General features: G+C 71.8%; 23 protein-coding genes. 10 read left to right on the top strand and 13 right to left on the bottom strand.

The window, feature by feature from the left end; all coding sequences use genetic code 11:
• The first annotated feature begins 5 nt into the window (after positions 1-5).
• A complete protein-coding gene (locus ACIGXX_RS02260) occupies positions 6-1,178 on the top strand; it encodes a GTP-binding protein (RefSeq protein ID WP_351156910.1) in 1,173 nt (390 codons plus the stop codon).
• Here ACIGXX_RS02260 and ACIGXX_RS02255 read toward each other — a convergent pair.
• On the bottom strand, positions 1,167-1,403 hold the full coding sequence (locus ACIGXX_RS02255) for a hypothetical protein (RefSeq protein WP_351156913.1): 237 nt from the start codon (positions 1,401-1,403) through the stop codon (positions 1,167-1,169). The two genes, ACIGXX_RS02260 and ACIGXX_RS02255, sit on opposite strands and share 12 nt — an antisense overlap.
• Before the next feature lie 7 nt (positions 1,404-1,410).
• Positions 1,411-2,076, bottom strand: a complete 666-nt coding sequence (locus tag ACIGXX_RS02250; protein WP_399972804.1) for a TNT domain-containing protein — start codon at positions 2,074-2,076, stop codon at positions 1,411-1,413.
• A gap of 311 nt (positions 2,077-2,387) precedes the next feature.
• Here ACIGXX_RS02250 and ACIGXX_RS02245 point away from each other — a divergent pair, with 311 nt between their 5' ends.
• Positions 2,388-4,235, top strand: coding sequence for a choice-of-anchor A family protein (locus ACIGXX_RS02245; protein WP_399971914.1), 1,848 nt, complete (start codon positions 2,388-2,390; stop codon positions 4,233-4,235).
• Between the two features lie 62 nt (positions 4,236-4,297).
• On the opposite strand, the gene ACIGXX_RS02240 is transcribed toward ACIGXX_RS02245, so the two are convergent.
• Both ACIGXX_RS02240 and ACIGXX_RS02235 read right to left on the bottom strand, forming a co-directional pair.
• Positions 4,298-4,987 (bottom strand): L,D-transpeptidase, encoded by a 690-nt coding sequence (locus tag ACIGXX_RS02240; RefSeq protein WP_399971913.1) that lies wholly within the window; start codon positions 4,985-4,987, stop codon positions 4,298-4,300.
• Positions 4,988-5,099: 112 nt separating this feature from the next.
• The gene (locus tag ACIGXX_RS02235; RefSeq protein WP_383816759.1) at positions 5,100-5,486 is read right to left on the bottom strand and encodes an STAS domain-containing protein; all 387 of its coding nucleotides are present in this window, start codon (positions 5,484-5,486) and stop codon (positions 5,100-5,102) included.
• A 353-nt stretch (positions 5,487-5,839) separates the two neighbouring features.
• On the opposite strand from ACIGXX_RS02235, the gene ACIGXX_RS02230 reads away from it, so the two are divergent.
• Positions 5,840-7,033 carry a lactonase family protein gene (locus tag ACIGXX_RS02230; RefSeq protein ID WP_366461618.1) on the top strand — a complete coding sequence of 398 codons (1,194 nt, stop codon included), beginning with the start codon at positions 5,840-5,842 and terminating at the stop codon, positions 7,031-7,033.
• Here the strand turns inward: ACIGXX_RS02230 and ACIGXX_RS02225 are convergent.
• On the bottom strand, positions 7,030-7,629 hold the full coding sequence (locus ACIGXX_RS02225) for a hypothetical protein (protein ID WP_399971910.1): 600 nt from the start codon (positions 7,627-7,629) through the stop codon (positions 7,030-7,032). The two genes, ACIGXX_RS02230 and ACIGXX_RS02225, sit on opposite strands and share 4 nt — an antisense overlap.
• An 85-nt stretch (positions 7,630-7,714) precedes the next feature.
• On the opposite strand from ACIGXX_RS02225, the gene ACIGXX_RS02220 reads away from it, so the two are divergent.
• The 3 genes from ACIGXX_RS02220 to ACIGXX_RS02210 are packed head-to-tail and all read left to right on the top strand — an operon-like array spanning position 7,715 to position 10,883.
• Positions 7,715-9,343, top strand: coding sequence for an alpha-amylase family glycosyl hydrolase (locus tag ACIGXX_RS02220; RefSeq protein ID WP_399971908.1), 1,629 nt, complete (start codon positions 7,715-7,717; stop codon positions 9,341-9,343).
• 53 nt (positions 9,344-9,396) lie between these two features.
• On the top strand, positions 9,397-10,080 hold the full coding sequence (locus ACIGXX_RS02215; RefSeq protein ID WP_399971906.1) for a TetR/AcrR family transcriptional regulator: 684 nt from the start codon (positions 9,397-9,399) through the stop codon (positions 10,078-10,080).
• A gap of 17 nt (positions 10,081-10,097) precedes the next feature.
• Positions 10,098-10,883 carry an SDR family NAD(P)-dependent oxidoreductase gene (locus ACIGXX_RS02210; protein ID WP_399971904.1) on the top strand — a complete coding sequence of 262 codons (786 nt, stop codon included), beginning with the start codon at positions 10,098-10,100 and terminating at the stop codon, positions 10,881-10,883.
• A gap of 22 nt (positions 10,884-10,905) precedes the next feature.
• Here the strand turns inward: ACIGXX_RS02210 and ACIGXX_RS02205 are convergent, their stop codons facing one another.
• Together ACIGXX_RS02205 and ACIGXX_RS02200 are read right to left on the bottom strand one after the other, a co-directional pair.
• On the bottom strand, positions 10,906-11,487 hold the full coding sequence (locus tag ACIGXX_RS02205) for an isochorismatase family protein (RefSeq protein ID WP_361464068.1): 582 nt from the start codon (positions 11,485-11,487) through the stop codon (positions 10,906-10,908).
• Positions 11,480-12,679, bottom strand: coding sequence for an amidohydrolase family protein (locus ACIGXX_RS02200; RefSeq protein ID WP_351156941.1), 1,200 nt, complete (start codon positions 12,677-12,679; stop codon positions 11,480-11,482). The genes ACIGXX_RS02205 and ACIGXX_RS02200 overlap by 8 nt, the downstream gene beginning before the upstream one ends.
• Positions 12,680-12,894: 215 nt before the next feature.
• On the opposite strand from ACIGXX_RS02200, the gene ACIGXX_RS02195 reads away from it, so the two are divergent.
• Entirely contained in the window at positions 12,895-13,185 is a 291-nt protein-coding gene (locus ACIGXX_RS02195) for a DUF1232 domain-containing protein (RefSeq protein ID WP_351156943.1), read from the top strand.
• On the opposite strand, the gene ACIGXX_RS02190 is transcribed toward ACIGXX_RS02195, so the two are convergent.
• The 3 genes from ACIGXX_RS02190 to ACIGXX_RS02180 all read right to left on the bottom strand — a co-directional run bounded on the left by ACIGXX_RS02190 (position 13,156) and on the right by ACIGXX_RS02180 (position 15,780).
• Positions 13,156-13,875, bottom strand: coding sequence for a DUF2470 domain-containing protein (locus ACIGXX_RS02190; protein ID WP_351156946.1), 720 nt, complete (start codon positions 13,873-13,875; stop codon positions 13,156-13,158). The genes ACIGXX_RS02195 and ACIGXX_RS02190 overlap by 30 nt on opposite strands.
• A gap of 190 nt (positions 13,876-14,065) precedes the next feature.
• Positions 14,066-14,695, bottom strand: a complete 630-nt coding sequence (locus ACIGXX_RS02185; RefSeq protein WP_399971900.1) for an MBL fold metallo-hydrolase — start codon at positions 14,693-14,695, stop codon at positions 14,066-14,068.
• Positions 14,695-15,780, bottom strand: a complete 1,086-nt coding sequence (locus tag ACIGXX_RS02180) for an S-(hydroxymethyl)mycothiol dehydrogenase (protein WP_351156952.1) — start codon at positions 15,778-15,780, stop codon at positions 14,695-14,697. The genes ACIGXX_RS02185 and ACIGXX_RS02180 overlap by 1 nt, the downstream gene beginning before the upstream one ends.
• A 182-nt stretch (positions 15,781-15,962) precedes the next feature.
• On the opposite strand from ACIGXX_RS02180, the gene ACIGXX_RS02175 reads away from it, so the two are divergent.
• The 3 genes from ACIGXX_RS02175 to ACIGXX_RS02165 are packed head-to-tail and all read left to right on the top strand — an operon-like array spanning position 15,963 to position 17,857.
• Complete coding sequence (locus tag ACIGXX_RS02175; protein WP_351156954.1) at positions 15,963-16,745, top strand: ABC transporter permease; 783 nt, start codon at positions 15,963-15,965, stop codon at positions 16,743-16,745.
• Positions 16,746-16,777: 32 nt separating this feature from the next.
• Positions 16,778-17,323 carry a hypothetical protein gene (locus ACIGXX_RS02170; protein WP_351156957.1) on the top strand — a complete coding sequence of 182 codons (546 nt, stop codon included), beginning with the start codon at positions 16,778-16,780 and terminating at the stop codon, positions 17,321-17,323.
• Positions 17,324-17,365: 42 nt separating this feature from the next.
• Positions 17,366-17,857 (top strand): glutathione peroxidase, encoded by a 492-nt coding sequence (locus tag ACIGXX_RS02165; RefSeq protein ID WP_351156960.1) that lies wholly within the window; start codon positions 17,366-17,368, stop codon positions 17,855-17,857.
• 27 nt (positions 17,858-17,884) lie between these two features.
• Here ACIGXX_RS02165 and ACIGXX_RS02160 read toward each other — a convergent pair whose 3' ends face one another.
• The 3 genes from ACIGXX_RS02160 to ACIGXX_RS02150 form a co-directional block, all read right to left on the bottom strand.
• Positions 17,885-18,229, bottom strand: coding sequence for a hypothetical protein (locus tag ACIGXX_RS02160; protein WP_399971897.1), 345 nt, complete (start codon positions 18,227-18,229; stop codon positions 17,885-17,887).
• A complete protein-coding gene (locus tag ACIGXX_RS02155) occupies positions 18,174-19,001 on the bottom strand; it encodes an NAD(P)H-binding protein (protein WP_399972801.1) in 828 nt (275 codons plus the stop codon). Before ACIGXX_RS02155 ends, ACIGXX_RS02160 begins: the two co-directional genes overlap by 56 nt.
• Positions 19,002-19,173: 172 nt before the next feature.
• Entirely contained in the window at positions 19,174-19,875 is a 702-nt protein-coding gene (locus ACIGXX_RS02150; RefSeq protein WP_351156965.1) for a restriction endonuclease, read from the bottom strand.
• Between the last annotated feature and the right edge of the window lie 86 nt (positions 19,876-19,961).

The following is a 19,961-nucleotide window of genomic DNA, read 5'->3' as shown; positions in this document are numbered from 1 at the left end:
CGGAGATGGCCGGACGCCTGCCGGTGACCGTCCTGTCCGGCTTCCTCGGCGCGGGCAAGACCACCCTGCTCAACCATGTCCTGGGCAACCGCGAAGGCCTGCGCGTCGCGGTGATCGTCAATGACATGAGCGAGATCAACATCGATGCCGCGCTCGTGCGGGGCGGCAACGCCGCCCTCTCGCGGACCGAGGAACGGCTCGTGGAGCTGACCAACGGGTGCATCTGCTGCACCCTGCGCGACGATCTCCTGGAGGAGGTCGACCGCCTGGCGCGAGCGGGCCGGTTCGACTACCTCCTCATCGAGTCCAGCGGCATCTCCGAGCCGATGCCGGTCGCGGCCACCTTCGCGTTCCCGCGCGACGACGGCGCCACGCTCGGCGACCTGGCCCGCCTGGACACGATGGTGACGGTGGTCGACGCCGCGAACTTCCTGCCGGAACTGGCGGGCGGGGACGGTCTGGTCGAGCGCGGTCTCGATCAGTACGAGGAGGACGAGCGCACCGTCAGCGATCTGCTGATGGACCAGATCGAGTTCGCGGACGTCATCGTCCTGAACAAGCTCGACCTCGTGGACGCACAGAGCGCCGAGCGGCTCATCGCCACCCTCTCCCGCCTCAACCCGCTCGCCCGCGTCGTGACCGCGACCCACGGCCGCGTCGATCCCCAGCAGGTGCTCGGCACCGGCCTGTTCGACCTGGAGCGGGCGCAGCAGGCCCCGGGGTGGGTGCGGGAGCTGAACGGTGACCATGTGCCGGAGACCGAGGAGTACGGGATCTCCAGCACCGTCTACCGCGCCGAACGGCCCTTCCATCCGGGCCGGTTGTGGACCTTCGTCACGGAGGGCCTGGACAGCGGGGCCTTCGGCGACGTGCTGCGGTCCAAGGGCTTCTTCTGGCTCGCCAGCCGCCCGAACGTGACCGGTTTGTGGTCCCAGGCGGGGTCCGTGGCGCGCTTCGAGCCGTCCGCGGCACGCGACGCGGGCGACCGCCACGGGCAGGAACTGGTCTTCATCGGGACGCGGTTGCGCGCCGACGCATTGCGCGCGGCGCTAGCCGACTGCCTCATGACCGAGGGCGAAGGCCGTCCGGCACCGGCGGACGACCCGTTCCCCGCGTGGGACACGTACGGCATCGACGAGGCCTGTGAGCACGAGGCCCTCGCCGTCTCACCGCAGTAGGCGCAGCAGCTGCGCGCAGGCCTCCCCCTCGTCCGTGTGCCGGGCGAGGGGGTGGTGCGTTCCGCGTTCGTACGTCCCGGTCTCCCACGCCTCGCCGTCCTCGGTTCTGCGCAGGTAGACGAAGTCGGGGGGCGTGGGGGCCGGTTCGTGGACGCCCTCGATCCAGTAGTAGCCCTCGGCGACACCGGCTGCGCGCAGCGCGGCGGGCAGTCCACGGACGTCCATCGGCGCGCTAGTCGTTCGCGGGCTCGAGGTAGCCGTGTTGGAGCAGCCACTTCACGTTCAGGCGCTGGCCCTCGCCCGGGTCCAGGAAGACCGGGTCGAGCTTGATCTGCTGGCCGCCGCCGGGCTGGGCGAACCAGGGGGCGATGCCGCCCTGCCAGACGTAGAACGGCTTGCTCACCTCGTAGACGCGGTAGTCGCAGGCGACCGCGGCGTCCCGGGTGTTGAGGTTCTGCGGGGGCAGCGCGCGCTCGGCGTACGAGTCGCCCGCGGGGGCCAGGAACGAGCCGAACTCCGACCCGAAGCGGTCGAGGAGTTCACCCTCCTCCAGCTCCTCGGGGTGCTTGTCGATCTGGCCGTTGACCGTCTCGAAGCCGTCGTTCGGCGGATACTTCCAGCTGCCCGTGTCGGCGGGGCCCTCCCAGTACTTCTTCAGGAAGGACGAGGGCGAGAGGCCGCCCGTGCGCTTCCACCCCTTGAGCAGCGGGCCGACCGGCTCCTGCCACTTCTTGGGGAGCCACTTCGGGCCGAGGCGGGCGTCCTTGTGGAACTCGCCGGTGCACGGCTCGTGCGGCGCCGAGGACGGCACCCCCGCCGACCCCGCCGACCCCGCCGTCGGCGTCGGCGTCGGCTTCTGCTCCGCCGCCGCCGCCGTCGCGGTGGGCGCGGCCGCCATCGCGGTCGCCACGCCCAGAGCGGCCAGAACAGTACGGATCCGGATCACAGAACTGCGGTCCACTCAGCAACTCCTCGCGTATCCACGGGAAACAAAGACAGCTCGCACACCGTATCCGAGCGGTGGCTGTCAGTGGTCAACTTCCGTCACGGCGAGCCAGAACCGGCCATCGGGTTTCGGGAGCCGCCGTGAGAGTGGAAGTTGGCCCGCTCCCCGGGAGAACGCGGCCTGCCGCACCGAGCCCGGCGGGAGGCTGTCGCAAGCTGCCTGGCGAGGAGCCTTTCCTATCGCCTGAGGAGCTGGTAATCGACATGCTCGGACTGTTCCCAACGCACCGCGCCGGACGCCTGCTGACCACCTTGAGCTGTGCGTTCGCCGCCGCGTCCGTCCCGCTGTTCCCCTCCGGGAACGCCTTCGCGTCGGCCGGTGACCCACCGGCCGACCGGGCAGCGGCCGCGCCGCTTCCGGGAGGCCTCGGGCCCTGCGTCCCGGGCAATTGCCCGCCGGGCCCCTACCCGCCCGTCACCAATGATCCGGTCCGGTTCCGCGACAACGCGATCAACGTCTTCGCGGGCGGCGACTTCCTGGTGCGCGGGAGCGCGGCGGAGGCAGAGGGGCGCGTCGTCGTCCTCGGCGACTTCGACCAGGACAAGGCGGCCGGGGTCAGCGCCGCCTACAACGTCGGCGAGGCGGGCGTCGGCTCCCGGGTCGCGCCGCCGATCGGCTCCGACTGGCTCACCACCGGCGGCCGCGTCACGGTCGGCGCGGGCGAGCGGCTCCTCGCCGAGGGCGGGGTCGTACGCCACGCGGGCGCGGCGAGCGGCACGATCCTGGCCCGGGACGTGACCGAGGACGCGGGCGCGGCGGCGCCGTACACCGCGCTGCGCGGCCAGCTGAACGTGGCCAGCCAGTGCTACGCGCACGGGGAGGCCGGCACGCGCACGCCGACCGGTACGGCCGTGCACGGGGGCGGCGAGACGGTGTTCACCGGGGACGGCACATCGGCGCTCCAGGTGTTCAACGTCGACTTCGACCTGGCCGGTGCGAGCGGCGGGCAGGAGGGCGTCCGGTTCGCGAACATTCCGGACGGGGCGACGGTCCTGGTCAATGTGCTGGGCACGCGGCGGGTCGTGAACACCTACAGCGGCGGCATCGACGACGCGACCGATCCGCTCAACCGGCTGCGGGAGCGCCTGCTGTGGAACTTCCCGGACGCGACGGACGTGGAGATCAAGGGCACCGGGCAGTTCCAGGGCAGCGTACTGATCGGCCAGAACGCTTCGAACACGACGGTCAGCGTGCCCGGCATCAACGGACGCTTCTTCACGACCGGTTCCCTCACCCACACCAGCTCGGCCAGTGGCGGGGGCGGCCAGGAGTTCCACAACTACCCCTTCGTGGGTGACCTGCCCGAGTGCGGGGCCGCCCCGACGGAGACGGGCGTGGTCGAGGTCGCCAAGAAGGACGCGGAGAACGGGAAGGCGCTGCCCGGGGCGGTCTTCGAGCTCTGGCACGAGACCAACGGTGTCCCCGGCGTGCAGACCTCGGGCGCCGACCCCGATGTCCAGGTCGGCGAGCCGTGCACCACGGACGCCCGGGGCGAGTGCGGCCGGACGGTGCCGCTGGGCACGTACTACTGGGTGGAGACCAAGCCCGCGAACGGGTACGACCTGCCGTCACCGGCCTCCTTCGGCCCGCTCGTCGTGACCGCCGCCAACGCGCGTGACGGCGTCAGGGTGACCGCGAAGAACAAGAAGACGCCCGCCAGCGAGACGGTGGGCTCCCTGCACGTCGTCAAGACGGACCGCACCAGCGGCCGACCGCTGGCCGGGGCCGTGTTCGAACTGTGGCGCGAGACCAACGGCAGGGCGGGACTGCAGACCTCAGGGGCAGACCCGGACACCCGCAGGGGGCAGGGCTGCGCCACGGACGGCCGGGGCCGCTGCGACTTCACCAACCAGCCGCTCGGCTCCTACTACCTCAAGGAGACCGCCGTACCGGACGGCTATCGCCTGCCCTCCCCCAAGGTCACCGGCCCCTACCGGCTGACCAAGGAGAACGCCACCGCGGGCGTCACCGTCAAGCTCAGCAATGTGCGGGACGACACGGGCAAGGGGGACAAGGGACTCAAGGGGAAGGGGCAGGGCGGCAGGGGCTGAGCCTCCATCGAGGGCTCGGTCCGAGCCTTGAGTGAGGCCCGGCACCGGCGGCTGACGGCCGGTCAGCCGCCGGTGCCGGGCTTCGTGCCCCACACGTAGATCCGGTCACCCTTGTGCAGCAATCCGTAGAGGCGTTTCGCGTCCGCCACCGTCAGGTTCACGCAGCCGCCCGATCCGGAGGAGAAGAGGTCGTGCCGGGTGCCGTGCAGGGCTTGGCCGCCGTTGAAGAACTGGGCGTAGGGCATGGGCACGTTGTAGATCGTCGAGAAGTGGTCCCGGTGCTTCCAGTAGATCCGGTGCCAGCCGCGCCGCGTCTCCAGACCGTCGCGGCCGGTGCGCACCGGCACCGGCGCGAAGACGAGGCGCTGCCCCACCTGCACCCAGAGGATCTGCCGGGTCAGGTCCACGCAGACCACGCGGTACGCCCGGGAGGGACAGCCTCGGCGGGCCGCGGGGTCGCGCCGCGCCTGGTCGGCGACGACCATCCGGTACGTGCGCAGCGTGGCGCGCCCGTCGGCGGGAGAGACGCCGAGCCGCCGCTGAAGCCGGCGGATCGCCGCGCAGTCCTCCGGCGACTGGACCCCGTCGACCGGTCTGCGCAGCTCGCGCTCCAGCTGGCGCTGGTAGGGGGCGGTTCCGGCGGTGCACGGCGGCTCGGGGCGGGCGGCTGTCGCGGCTGCCGGGGCGGCGGGCAGCGCCAGGAGCAGGACGGTCGCGGTCAGCAGGGAGCGCGGGAAGGGGGACGTGGGCATGCGAAGGCCAGGACCTGGACCAGTGAAGGTCCGGCTGCGGCTGTGGCTGCGGCTGAAGGTTCGGCTGGGGCTGCGGCGAATCATGTAATCAGATTTGCCACTTGCTCCCCTTCTAGGCTGGTCTGTTCAGGTTTCCTTCACGGTCGTCGGGCGTGTCCAGGCCGACGGGCATGCTGTCCAGAACGGTGAAACTGCGGTCGAGCCGAGTGATGCACAGCACCCGCCAGACGCGTGGGCTGCTGCGCACCAGCCGCAGGGAGCGCTGTCTCGCGATGGCCAGGCCCTTGATGCGCACCAGCAGCCGCAGGCCGCCAGCGTCCAGGAAGGACACCTGCCGCAGGTCCACCACCACATCCACGCCTGGACGGTCCAGTAACTCCGCTATGCGCGGCGTGAGTTCCAGGTCCGCCCACGCGTCCAGCTCACCGCGGAACGTCAGAACGATCGATCCGTCCACCACATGGTGGTGCAGTCCAAAGCCCGGGTCGGGCGTACCCATGGTCCACCCCCAATTCCCTACACCCCGCATACGAAGAGTTACGACAACGCGAGCGGCGCGGCCCGGAGGCCGGCGCCCGACGCCGCCGGGGACTGGGGCGGCACCGCGAATGGCACCTACATCTTGCCCGCTCAGGGCCAGTTCATACCTCAGGGTGGTATCACCGGCCACTGCACGGCGCATATGCGCAGCAAGTCGGCCATTGTTACTCTACGTAGTTAACACGTTGTACACCACGCCGATCGAGCGTTGCGCGGAGTGCAACTCGGGTTGCGCCTCTTGATCGTGGGGGTTCTGGGCATCACGCTGTCTGCCACACGCCTCACTACCGACACTTGGATCGAGGAGCGGACATGGCGGCAGGGATGAACGGCGGGTCCGAGGGACGGCCCGAAGCGAGCGGCTGGGGACGGCGCGGGTTCATCGGGGCCGTCGCCGCCACGGCCACCGCCGCCGCCTTCGCCGCACCCGCGCCCGCATCGGCGTCCGCCCTGCTCCCCGAACGGCGCCCGCGCCGCACGGGACGGCTCTTCCTCGGTACGTACACCACCCAGGACGGCGGCGGCACCGGTCTCGGCCTTGCGACGTACGACGAAGCGACCGGGCGCATCACGGACACCGGCACGCTGACCGGCGTACCCGATCCCTCTTACCTCTGCCTCCATCCCTCGGGCAGGACGCTGTACGCCGTCAACGAGCGGGAGAAGGGCGGGGTGACCGCGGTCGCGCTCTCGCCGTCGGGGCCCGAGGTCCTGGGGGCGCGCGGCACGGGCGGCGGCGGGCCCTGCCATCTGTCCGTGCACCCGAGCGGGCGCTGGCTGCTCAGCGCCAACTATCTCTCCGGGAGCGTGGCCGTCCACCCGATCCAACCCTCGGGCGCCCTGGGCGAGTTGAGCGATCTGGTCGCCCACTCCAGCCCGCCCCCGGGCCCCGGGCAGGACGGGCCGCACGCCCACCAGATCGTGACCAGCCCGGACGGCGGCCATGTGCTCGCCGTGGACCTGGGCAACGACACCGTCTACAGCTACCGCCTCGACCCGAAGAAGGGGAAGCTCACCCAGGTCTCGTACGCCACCGTGCGCCCGGGTGCGGGGCCGCGCCACCTGACCTTCCACCCCTCCGGGCGCTTCGCCTACCTGGCGAACGAGCTCGACGACACGGTGGTCGTCTGCGCCTACGACCCCGCGACCGGGCGGCTGACGCCCGGCGCTCCGCAGTCCACCGGAACGGGCGAAGGCACCAGCTATCCGGCGCAGTTGGTCGTCACGCGTGACGGCGCCTTCGCCTTCCTCGCCAACCGCGGGCACAACAGCCTGACGCGGTACGCCGTCGAAGCGGGCGGCGCCCGGCTGCGGCTCCTTGACACGGTCCCCGTCGGCGGTGACTTCCCCCGGCACATCGCCTTCTCGCCCTCGCAGCGACTGCTGTTCGCGGCGAACCAGAAGTCGAACTCGGTGAGCGTCTTCCAGGTGGGGAAGTCCGGCCAACTGCGCCTGGCGGGAGAGCCGTTCGCCGCTCCGCTGGCCGTGTGCGCGCTGCCGCTCTAGGGCGCGTACAACGCGGAGGTCGTCGACGTGCGCGCCCGCTGCCGGTCAGGGGTGGTGTAGGCGAAGTTGAGGACCGTACGACCGATGCCCGGCCTGCGCAGCGCGGTGACGTGGTGGGCCGTGGTGTCGGCCCGCAGGAGATAGCCGTCGCCACTGCGGTGGTGCGCCCGCTCGGCGGTGGCGTCGAGGGCGCCGGTGCGCGGGGTGTAGTGCAGCAGCCCGCCGTCGGCCGGGTCGGCGGGCGCCTCGATGAAGAGCACCAGGGCCAGGGGGTAGTCGTCGGTGTGGGCACCATGGGTGTCGCCGGGCCGGTGCAGGATGTTCAGGACGTGCCGCTCCAGGGGGTCGGCGACCTCGACCGCGGCCAGCGAGGAGACGTCGCCCAGCCAGGCCAGGAGTTCACGGTCGCGGTACAGGCGCGGGATCAGGGTCGACTCCCGGTCGATGGTGTGGCCGCCGAGGGTGGTCATGTGGCGGGGCGAATCGGCCGTCGCCGCCATGGCGAAGTCCCGGCGCACGGCGAGCTTCTTTCGCAGACAGCCCTCGGCGGCGAAGTGATCGCTCAGCGGCGGGGCAGGAATGGGTAAGGAAAGCACCGGGCGGACCTACCCCTGCCCGCATCGGGACAACCGCGCCGCCTCAGCCGTCGTACCCGTACGAGAGAAGGGCCCCGTCCCCGCCATGACTTCGCTTCGTCCCGCCCCCGCCTGGCTCTCCGGCGCCGTCTTCTACCAGATCTATCCGCAGTCCTTCGCCGACTCGAACGGAGACGGCATCGGTGACTTCAACGGAATCACCGCGCGTCTGGACCACCTCGCCTGGCTGGGGGTCGACGCCGTCTGGATCAACCCCTGCTTCGCCTCGCCGTTCCGCGACGCCGGGTACGACGTCTGCGACTACCTCTCCGTGGCGCCCCGTTACGGCACGGACGACGACCTGGCCAGGCTCGTGGAGGAGGCGGGCCGGCGCGGCATCCGGGTGCTGCTCGACCTCGTGGCCGGGCACACCTCCGACCGGCATCCGTGGTTCGTCGCGTCGGCCGACGACCCGCAGGACCACCGCTACATCTGGGCGCCCGAGGGCTGTCCTGACGGTTTCGTGCGGTCCCCGGGGAGCCGCCCCGGCGCGTATCTGCCGAACTTCTTCGACTCCCAGCCCGCCCTCAACTTCGGATACGCGCGCAAGGATCCGGCCGAGCCGTGGCGCCTGCCCGTCGACGCCGAGGGGCCGCGCGCCAACCGGGCCGCGCTGCGCGCCGTCATGGACCACTGGCTGCGCCTTGGCCTGGCCGGATTCCGTGTCGACATGGCGCACTCCCTGGTCAAGGACGACCCGGACCGCAGCGCGACGGCCGCGATCTGGACCGAGCTGCGCGGCTGGCTGGACACCGCCCATCCGGAGGCGGTGCTGCTCTCGGAGTGGGGCGATCCGGCCGTGTCCGTGCCCGCCGGGTTCCACGCCGACTTCTTCCTCCAGTTCGGCGGCCCCACCAACGGCGGCCCCCTGCGCTCCCTGTGGAACAACGGCGAGGGCACCGACGACACGGCGTGGGACCCCGTCGACTGCTTCTTCGACCCGAGCGGCAAGGGCTCGGCCCGTACGTTCGTCGAGGCGTGGCAGGCGGCCCATGAGGCCGTGGGGGACGCCGGGCATGTCTCGCTGCCCACCTCCAACCACGACTTCTCCCGCCTCAACTGCGGCCCGCGCACCGCCGAGCAGCTCCCGGCGGCGTTCGCCTTCCAGCTCACCTGGCCCACGCTCCCGGCGATCTACTACGGCGACGAGATCGGCATGCGCTACGTCCCGGGCCTGCCCGACACCGAGGGCAGCGTGCTCGGCCCGCGCTACAACCGGGCGGGGTCGCGCACGCCGATGCAGTGGGACGACGGCCCGAACGCCGGGTTCTCCACCGCCCCGGCCGACCGCCTCTACCTCCCCGTCGACCCCGACCCGCTCCGCCCCACCGTCGCCGCCCAGCGGGCCGACGAGACCTCGCTGCTGCACCTCGTGCACCGCCTGATCGCCCTGCGCAAGTCCACCCCGGAGCTGGGCCCGGACGGCTCGGTGGAGGTGCTGCACACCGGCTATCCGTTCGTGTACGTCAGGGGCGGGCGCCACCTCGTGGTGATCAACCCCCGCGGCGAACCGGCGGCGTTCACCACCGGCCTCGCGGCCGGGAGGGGACCGCGGGCGCTGGAGGCGGCGGGCGTGGAGGCCGCGGGCGGCGCCGTGACGGCGCGGGGCTTCGGGTACGGCGTCTTCGAGCTGCGGCATCCCCTAGCCGCCGCCTCAGCCGCCGCCTCTGATTGAGTCCCGACGGGACAGGTGTCCCATTGGGACATCACGGGTGTACAGTCGAAGACATGAACAAGGCGACGGAATCCGGCCCAGGAGCCCCGGCCCCGGGCCGGAGCGACCCGACCGGCGAGGACCGCAGGCAGCGCAAGGCCCGGCAGACCCGGGAAGCGCTCGCTGACGCGGCCATCGACCTGATCCTGGAGCACGGCCTCGCGGCCGTCACCGTGGAGGCCGTCGCCGAGCGCGCGGACGTCACGCGCCGCACCTTCAGCCGTCACTTCGGCAGCAAGGAGGCCGCGGCGCTCGACTTCACCCGCGCCGACGGCGACCGCATCAACGCCGCCCTGCGCACCCGCCCCGCCGACGAGCCCCCGCTGGCCGCCTATCGCGCGGCGGTGCGGGAGTGGCTCGCCGACCCGCGGACCCCGGGGCTGCATCGCAGGTCCCGCACGCGGGCGCTGCTGGCGCTCGTCGACACGGAGCCCGCGCTGTTCGCCGCGTACGAACGCGTCCGGGTCGACGCCCAGGACGAGTCCGTCCGGATCATCGCCGACCGGCTCGGCACCGACCCCGTCCGGGACCAGCGCTCGGCCGTCGTCGTCGGCGCCGCCGCCGGAGTGCTGACCGCCGCCCTGCGCAGCTGGGCGCGCGGCGGGCACGAGAACGACGCAGACCTCACCGCGCATGTGGAGCGGGCCTACGCCGTTCTGACCGAGGAGGCCGCCGTCGCGGCCCCCCACATCGGATGAGGAAAGTGAAGAGCACCATGAGCACCACCCCCGCCACCACCGTCCCCGACTACGCCACCGAGTTCGCGGGCAAGACCGCCCTGGTCACGGGCGCCGCCTCCGGCATCGGCCTGGCCACCGCCCGTCGCCTGGGCGCCGGTGGGGCGAACGTCGTCATCGCCGACCACAACGCCGAGGGCGCCGAGAAGGCCGCCGCGCAGCTGCTCGCGGAGGGCATCAAGGCCGCCGCGGTCGCCGTGGACGTCACCGAGCCCGCCTCGGTCGAGGCCGCCGTGCGGTTCACCGTCGACACGTTCGGCGGGCTGGACCTCGCGGTGAACAACGCGGGCATCGGCGGGGAGAGCAAGCCGACGGGCGCGTACGACATCGATGTGTACGACCGCGTGATCCGCACGAACCTCGACGGCGTCTTCTACTCGATGCGCTACGAACTGCCCGTCCTGGAGGCCGCGGGCGCGGGCGCCATCGTGAACGTCGCCTCGATACTGGGCTCCGTCGGCTTCGCCGGCTCCCCCGCCTACGTCGCCGCCAAGCACGGCGTCGTCGGCCTCACCAAGACCGCCGCCGCCGAGTACGCGGCCAAGGGCGTCCGCGTGAACGCGGTCGGCCCCGGCTTCATCGAGACCCCGCTCCTGCAGAACATGGACAAGGAGGCGTACGACGCCCTCGTCTCCCTGCACCCGGCGGGCCGCCTCGGTCACTCCGAGGAGGTCGCCGAGCTGATCGTGTTCCTGCTCTCGGAGCGGGCCTCGTTCATCCACGGCAGCTACCACCTGGTGGACGGCGCGTACACCGCCCGCTGATCCCCCGCGGTCGCCATCAGGTCTACGGCTTGGTGAAGTCGACGTCCTGGGCCCTCGCGACGATCTCGACCTCGTCGCCGAGGGCCCATTCGGCGACCCGGGACACCATCGCCGCCGGGACCATCTCGCTGATGCCCTCGGCGGCCGGGATGTCGTACGTCGCGTGCGCGTCGTGCGGCAGGACGACACGGAAGTCCAGCTCCAGGGCGGTACGCGCGGTCGCCAGCACGCACATCTCGGACTGCACCCCGCAGATGGCCAGGTCGTGCACGCCCGCCTCGGCGAGCAGTTCCGCGAGCCCGGTCTCCTCGAAGCCGTCGTCGACGCTCTTGCGCAGGACCTTCTCGCCCCGGTCGGGGTCCGTGGGGAGGTGGATGCGCCAGCCGGGGGTGCCGGGTTCGTCCACGCTTCCGGGCTCGCCGTCGTTCTGGAGCTGGACGACGAGGGCGCCCGCCTCGCGGGCCCGCGTGATCAGGTCGGTCGTCCGGTCCAGGACGCGGGCCGCTTGGGGCACGGCGCCGTCCCCGGTGACGAAGGCGGACTGCATGTCGACGACGATCAGTGCCTGGACGGGTTTCGTGGGAGATGCCGATGACTCACTCATGGTCCACCAGTCTGCCGTTCGCCATGATCAGGCGGACATCGCCCAGGGCCTCCACGTCGGTGAGCGGGTCGCCGTGCACCGCGATGAGGTCGGCGCGGTAGCCCGGCGCCAGGCGTCCGACGTGGTCGGCGATGCCCAGGGCGTCGGCGGCCTCCGTGGTCGCCATGTCGATGACGCGGCCCGGTTCGATCCCCAGGTGCTGGTAGAAGCCGAGGCTCTGGGCCAGGCCGTCGCAGCCGGCCCGCTGGACGCCCGCGTCCGTCCCGGCGATCAGCCGTGCGCCGTGCTCCGCCATCGTGCGGACCTGGTCGAACATCTCCTTGGCCCGTTCGGCACCGAAGAACATCGGCAGCATCCGCCAGTTCGGGCTGACGGTGGGGCAGATCCGGATGCCCTTGTCGACGATGGCGTCCAGGACGTCCTCGCGCAGGCCGAGGCCCTTGCGCGTCATCCAGGTGCAGTGCTCGATGGTGTCGACGCCCGCCATGACGGCGGCCACGATCCCCGCGGTGCCGTGGGCGTGGGCGGCGACCGGCAGCCCCGCCCGGTGCGCCTCACGGACGATCACACGGATCTGGGGGGCGTCGAACTGGGCCTGCCAGGTGGCGGGGCCACCCCGGGTGAGGCCGCCGCCGGTGGCCATGACCTTGATGACGTCAGCGCCGAGCTCGGCGTTGCGCCGCACCAGGGCGCGGATCTCGTCCTCCCCCTCGACCTCACCGCCCAGGAACCAGCAGTGGCCGCCTTTGGTGGTCAGGGGCGTGGTGGCGGCGACGATCCGCGGGCCCGGCACCCGGTGAGCGGCGATCGCATCACGCAGCCGCAGGGTGAGACGGCCGCGGTCGCCCAGGTCGCGCACCGTGGTGACACCGCTGCGCAGGAACCGCAGCGCCCGCTCCTCCATCGCCGCCATGAGGGTGGTGTCGCTGTGCGCGTCCAGGACCGCGACGGGGTCCTTGCTCGCGTCGAAGACCAGGTGGACGTGGGCGTCGATGAGTCCGGGCAGCACCGTGGCGTCGGGCAGCGCGTACCGCTGCGACACGCCGCGTGCCAGGGGCTCGACATCGGCCCGGGCGCCCGCGGCGACGATGTCCGCGCCCTGGGTCAGTACGGCGCCGTCCGTGACGTACCGGCCGCGCGGCCCGGTCAGAACCCGCCCTGCCGTCAGCAGCGTCTGGCTCGTCTGGCTCATCTCTGCCTTTCCCGGAAGGAGTTGGAGGAGCTGGCGGTGGTGCCGGCCTCCATCGTCCGTCATGGGAGGGCGAGTGGTCCGTCGAAGGAGGGCAGAAGGTCACTCACGGAAAGGCGGGACGGGATGTTCGCGCGGCGTCCCGGGGGTACCCATAGCCTGGGCCGAGTGCCCGCACGGGATGTCTCGGGACGTCGCAGGACGGAGGTCAAGGTCTGATGAGCACGGAAGTCACGGTCCTCCTCGTTGCCGGCGCGATCCTGGTGGCCGCCACACTCGCGGTCGCGATCGCGCTGCTCGTACGGCTGATCCGCACGCGCCGGACGCTGCGCGCGGCGGGGCTGCCGGTCGAGCGCCAGTGGGTGTTCTGGGGCGCGGTCGCCTATCTCGTCCTGCCGGCCGATCTGCTGCCCGACCCGGTCTTCCTCGACGACATCGGGGTGCTGGTGCTGGCGCTGCGGTCGATGCGGTCGGCGAATTCAGGCGTCGGGAGCCGAGGGGCGCAGTAGGGGTCGGCGCAGGTGCCGGGCTTTGGTCAGCAGGAGGTGCATGCGTTCGGTCACCTGGGTGACGTCCTCGACGGGCTCGTCGAAGGCCAGCCGGACGTCCGCCTGGCTGCGGGCCTTCTCCAGGCGCAGCGTGAGGGCGTAGCGGTCGATGGCGAGTGGGCGTACGCGCACCACGCCGTGCAGGCTGTCCGAGCACACGAGCCGGGTCAGCTGCTCGACGGCGTCCTCGTGCGCCTCGGCGAGGTGGGTGAGCAGCCGTGCCTCGGCCTCGGCGAGCGGGTCGGGTGCGGCCAGGGCGAGTTCGTCGAGGTCGATGCCGATGCGGCCGCCGGTGGAGTCGTGCAGCACGGCGCAGGTCGGGGCGAAGACGAATCCCTCGCCGTCGGGCACCAGTGACCCCGAGAGCCACAGCCGGGCCCGGATGCGGTCCCTGACCGGGACGGGGGCGACATCGGCGAACTCCACCAGCGTGGAGGGTTCGCCGCGCGGTGCGCAGATCATCGCGGTGGCCAGCGCGCTGTCCGGGGGCGGTGACAGCAGGAGGATGCCCTCCGGCGTGACGCTGTGCGCGCCGACGAGTTCATCCCTGCCGATCTCCGTGGTCACCGCACAGGACCAGGCGGTGGTGAGCAGTGAGCGAGCGCGTGCCGCTGCAGTGGGCACGGTCGTGCTGGCGTGACGGACACCCATCCTTCAACCTCCATTAGGTAAGCCTTGCCTAACTTATCGGAGATCGTGGATCAGGGCCAGTACGCGGAAGGCCCCGCGCGGCGAACCACGCGGGGCCGGTCGGACGAACCGGGCAGGAGCCCGGTCGCGTACGTCAGTTGACGCGGCCGGTGGCCGCGGGTGGTGCGGTCGGTGGCCTCGTTCGGCGCGGTCAGTGACCGCGGGCGATCCACTCCTCCAGGTGCGGCGCCTCCGCGCCCACGGTCGTGCTGTCGCCGTGGCCGGTGCGCACCTCGGTCTCCGGCGGCAGCGTCAGGAGCCGGTCCCTGATCGAGTCCACGATCGTGGGGAAGTCGCTGAACGAGCGGCCCGTGGCGCCGGGCCCGCCCGCGAAGAGCGTGTCGCCGGTGAAGACCGTGGCGAGCGCGGGCGCGTAGAGGCTGACGGCGCCCAGGCAGTGGCCCGGGGTGTGCATGACGTGCAACTGCGTGCCCGCCACGGTGAGTTCCTGCCCGTCGGACAGCTCGCCGTCGGGGGCACGGTCGGGGTGGGTCTGCTTCCACAGCTCCGCGTCGGCGGGGTGCAGCAGGATCGGCGCGCCGGTGCGGGCGGCGAGCGCGGGGGCCGCGTCGATGTGGTCGTCGTGGGCGTGCGTGCACACGATGGCGACGACCCGGCGCCCGCCCACCGCGGCCGCGATGGCGTCCGCGTCGTGCGCGGCGTCGATGACGACGACCTCGCTGTCGTCGCCCACGATCCATACGTTGTTGTCGACGTCCCAGGTGCCCCCGTCGAGGGAGAACGTGCCCGAGGTGACCAGGTGGTCGATGCGCGCGGCCATCAGAGGACCACCACCGAACGCAGGACATCCCCGTGGTGCATCCGCTCGAACGCCTTCTCCACGTCCTCCAGCGCGATCGTCTCCGTGACGAACGCGTCCAGGTCGAGGCGACCTTGCTGATAGAGGTCGATGAGCATGGGGAAGTCGCGCGAGGGCAGGCAGTCGCCGTACCAGCTCGACTTGAGCGCGCCGCCGCGTCCAAAGACGTCCAGGAGCGGCAGGTCGATGCGCATCTCCGGTGTCGGCACCCCGACCAGGACGACCGTGCCCGCCAAGTCGCGGGCATAGAAGGCCTGTTCGTAGGTCTCCGGACGGCCGACCGCCTCGATGACCACGTCCGCGCCGTTGCCGTCGGTCAGCTCGCGGACCGCCTCGACGGGGTCGGCCGAGCGGGAGTTGACGGTGTGCGTGGCGCCCAGGCCCTTGGCCGTCTCCAGCTTCTTGTCGTCGATGTCGACGGCGATGATCTTCGCGGCTCCGGCCAGGCGCGCGCCCACCACCGCCGCGTTGCCCACACCGCCGCAGCCGATGACGGCGACCGAGTCGCCGCGGCCCACGTTGCCCGTGTTGATGGCGGCGCCGATACCGGCCATGACCCCGCAGCCCAGGAGCCCCGCCGCGGCGGGCGAGGCGGCCGGGTCGACCTTGGTGCACTGCCCGGCGGCGACCAGGGTCTTCTCCGCGAAGGCGCCGATGCCGAGCGCGGGCGAGAGCTCCGTGCCGTCGAGAAGGGTCATCTTCTGCTTGGCGTTGTGCGTGTCGAAGCAGTACTGGGGGCGACCGCGCAGGCAGGCGCGGCACTGGCCGCACACCGCACGCCAGTTGAGGATCACGAAGTCGCCGGGCGCGACCTCCGTGACACCGTCACCGACCGACTCGACGATGCCCGCCGCCTCGTGGCCGAGGAGGAAGGGGAAGTCGTCGTTGATGCCGCCCTCGCGGTAGTGCAGGTCGGTGTGACAGACCCCGCAGGCCTGCACCTTCACCACGGCTTCCCCGGGCCCCGGATCCGGCACGACGATCGTCTCGATCCGTACCGGCTCGCCCTTCGCGCGCGCGATCACGCCCTGTACCTGCTGCGCCATGAGGTCAGCCCTTCTTTCTTCCGGCGTTGCTTGCTCGTCCGGCAACACATGTTCTTCCCGCATCCTCACAGACCGGGCCCGCCCGCGACGACCCCGGACGCACGGGTTCCGATCTCCGGTGCGTTCCCGGTTCCGATCTGTGTTCCGATCTGTGCGGCGAGATCGCCGCCTAGGGTGGGCGCGTGCGCGATCTCGCTGCTCAGGCTCTCCTTCCGGTGAACGCGACGCTCGGCGTGGCGCTCCTCGTCCTGCTGCTCGCCGCGGCCACGACCGCCGCCGTGTTCCGCCTCTCCCCCGACGGCTCGCACGGCAGGGCGCGGGAGATCCTCGTGGCCGGGGTGCGGGCGGCCGTACAGCTGGGCGTGGTGTCCCTGGCGATCGGCTGGGTGATCCACCACGTCGTGGCGCTCTTCGCCTTCCTGCTCCTGATGTTCGCCGTCGCCGCGCGCACCGCCGGGCGCCGCATCACCGCCAACGGCAGCTGGTGGTGGGCGGCGCTGCCGATCGCGGGCCCGGTCGTCCCGGTGGTGACCTGCCTGGTCCTTGCGGGACTCCTGCCGGTGCGCGGCATCGCCATGATCCCCGTGACGGGCATCCTGATCGGCGGCGCGCTGACCGCGACGGTGCTGGGCGGGCGCCGGGCCCTCGGCGAACTCGACTCCCGCCACGGCGAGTTCGAGGCAGGTCTGGCCCTCGGCCTGCTCGACCGGGACGCCCGACTGGAGGTGATCCGCCCCGCCGCGTCGGACGCCCTGCTCCCCGGCCTCGACCAGACCCGCACGGTGGGCCTGGTCACGCTGCCCGGCGCCTTCGTCGGCATGCTCCTGGGCGGCGCGTCACCCGTCCTGGCGGGCGCGGTGCAGTTGTTCGTCCTGATCGCCCTCATGGCGGTCCAGGCGATCGCGGTGGCCACGACCGTCGAGCTGATCGCCTGCGGCCGCCTGAACCGGCGAGCCATCATCTGATGGCAACCATCTTGGAACGACGAGGGGGGACCATGTCGCTTGCAGACCAATTGCCGGCACTGATCGGCGTCGTAGTGGGTTCCGTGGGTTCCTACGCGGCCCAGAGCCTGACCGAGCGGCGGAAGTGGAAGATACAGAAGCTGGAGCGGTGGGACGAGAAGCGGTTCGAGACGTACAGCCGCTACGGAAACGTCCTCAAGGCGCAGCTCCGGATCGCGTGGCGCATCGGCGCGGCCCTGGGGTACGCGGACGTGACCGACCCCCTGGAGCCGGAGCGCGGCTTCGCCGACCTGGCCGAGGCCGAGTCCCAGCGCGCGGCCGAATGGGAGTCGATGCTGCTGGTCGGAGACGCGTCCACGATCGCCGCGGCCCGGAAATGGCACGAAGCGGTATGGGGCATAGAACTACTCGTACGGGAAGGCGTCAGCGCACCGAGCGACTGGACCAAAGCACACCAGATAGCCAGTGCGGCACGGGACCAGTTCTACGAAAGGGCACGCACCGACCTCGGCATCGGCGGAGCTCCCCCGCCCTCGGGACAATGGCCACGCCAATGGCGCGCCGAACTGTCGACGTAGGCGACGCAAAGGCCGCGGCGTCCGAAGCGTAGGCTCCGGATCATGTCTGTCTATGACGCAGTAAAGATCGAAAGCCTGCAAGGCGGTCCGGCGAACCTGGATCAGTACCTCGGCAAGGCCGTCCTGATCGTCAATGTCGCCTCCAAGTGCGGGCTCACCCCGCAGTACGCGGGTCTGGAGCGGCTGCACGAGCAGTACGCGGGCCGTGGCTTCACCGTGCTCGGTGTGCCCTGCAACCAGTTCATGGGCCAGGAGCCCGGTACGTCGGACGAGATCGCCGAGTTCTGTTCGGCGACGTACGGCGTGACGTTCCCGATGACCGAGAAGGTCGACGTGAACGGCGACGACCGGCACGCGCTGTACGGGAACCTGGTGGGCACGGCGGACGCCGAGGGGCACACCGGCGACGTCCGCTGGAACTTCGAGAAGTTCCTCACTAACGCTGACGGCGACGTGGTGGCCCGCTTCGGTCCGAAGACCGAGCCGGACGCTCCCGAGGTCATCGCCGCGATCGAGGCGAACCTGCCGAAGTAACCCCTACGGCCTCGTCCTCGCGCGGCGCTACGCAAGGCCCGCGAGGGCGTCGGCCTCCGCGCTGCCCTCCTCGGCCCTGAACACGTGCACCACAAGCCCCGTCTCGCGGGGCGCGGCCGGCACGTGCAGGGGCTCGCAGTCCAGGGTGAGCAGCCCGGCCGCCGGGTGCCTCAGCCGCCTGCGGACCGCCGCGCACATCAGGGCCTCCCCGATGCCCCAGATCCGCCGGAACTCGGGGCTGAGCGTGGCCAGTTCGGTGACGATGGCGGGCGGTATCCACGGCCGCCTGACCTGCCGGAGGACCGGTTCGCGGCGGCTATTTGAAGGCGGCCCCGTTCCGCGCCGCCCACTCGGCGAACGTGCGGGGCGCACGGCCAAGGACGTGCTCGACGTCAGGGCTCACCCGCTGCTCCTCGGGGAACGGAGTGCCCAGGATGGCCAGCGTGGCGTCCACCACCTGCGCGGGCATGAACCGCACCATCTGCGCCCGTGCCTCCGCCCGGCTCTGCTCGACGAACCGCACGGGCTCGCCCAGCGCGTCCCCGATCGCCGCCGCCTGCTGCCGGGGCGTGACGGGCGCCGGGCCGGTCAGTACGTACGTCGCACCGCCGTGGCCGCCGTCGAGCAGCGCGGCGGCCGCGACCTCCGCGATGTCGAGCGGATCGATGACCGGCAGCGCGACATCGCCGAACGGCGCGGCCACCTCCCGCCGCTCACGGACCGCATCGGCCCACTGGTAGGCGTTGGAGCCGAAGCCTCCCGGGCGCAGCACCGTCCATTCCAGGCCCGACCGCTTGACGGCGTCCTCGAACACCGGCGGGTGCCGCAGCGACCCGACGCCCTGCGAGGACAGCAGGACGACCCGCCGGACGCCACTGGACCGCGCGGCTTCGAGGGCGCCGTCGATGCTTCCGCCGCCGAGCACCAGGTCCCCGGAGGTCAGCAGGAACAGCGCGTCGGCGCCGTCGAGCGCGGGTTCGAGGCCCGCGGGGTCGGCCACGTCGGCCTGTCGATGCAGGACGCCTTCGGGTACGTCCGTCGCCGTTATCCCGCGCGAGACGGCCGTGACCTGTTCACCCGCCTCGGCGAGGGCCCGTACCAGCGGCCTACCGACGTTGCCCGTCGCTCCGGTCACCACGATCATTCTCGCTCCCATGAGTCGTTCTCCCGAGTCGTTGTGCGCTGAGTGCGCTGAGTGCGCTGACTCGATGGAAGCTATCCGCGCAGGTGCAGTAGGTACCTAGGGGAAAGTATTGGGGAGAGGGGGTTTTCGTGACCGAGCTCACAACTCCCTTGGCGGGTGGGCCCGTACGCAACTATCCGTACGTCTTCCTCCAGCGCACCCGGTGCCGGTTGTCCCCCTGGCCCGCGCCGCCGAGCCCGATCAGTGACTCCAGCGCGGCCCCGCTGTTCCACAGGCCCACGTGGTCGCGGTGCAGGGTGGCGATGCCGTTCCCCGTCGCGAAGGTCTGGGCCTGGCGGCTGAATCGCGCGGTCGTCACGCAGATCGCCACATCGGCCCCGAAGTGCACGCGGGAGCCCAGGAGATCGCGCAGATCGCGTGCGGCGACGGTGCGGCTCGGTGCGTACCGCTTGCACTGGATGATCATGGACCGGCCGTCCGGGAGCCGCCCGACCACGTCGGCGCCGTTGTCCCCCGCCCCGCCCACGCGGCGTACCTCGGCGCAGCCGTCCCTGCGGCAGAGTCCGGCGACCAGCTCCTCGAACCGGGTGCCCGTCATCGCGTCCACCTCGGCGAGCGTCCGGTGGCCCGCGCGTACCGCCTCCTTCTCCCGCCAGGCCCGATCTCCCCGGCGTGCCTGGCGGTCCGTGCGCCACAGCCACCACAGCACGGCGCCGAGAAGGCCGAGGATCAACGCCCCGGCCACGTAAGGCCGCAGGGGCGACCAGAGCAGCATCAGTTCCAGGGCCAGGATGCCGCCGAACACCGCCACCGGCTTCCACAGCGCCTTGTGCCGTTTCCGCACCGCGCTTCGCCGTCCCCGTCGAGCGGCCATCCGAGCCCCCTCCGCCGTCCCTGCCCAGCAGTGTGGGCAAGGACGGCGGGTTCGGGAAGAGCGCACGCGGGCACGGTCCGCGACCG

Source organism: Streptomyces sp. NPDC055243, assembly GCF_044544025.1.
Taxonomy (GTDB): domain Bacteria; phylum Actinomycetota; class Actinomycetes; order Streptomycetales; family Streptomycetaceae; genus Streptomyces.
Note: the sequence above shows the minus strand (reverse complement) of the source record. Positions and strands in the feature narration are given on the sequence as shown.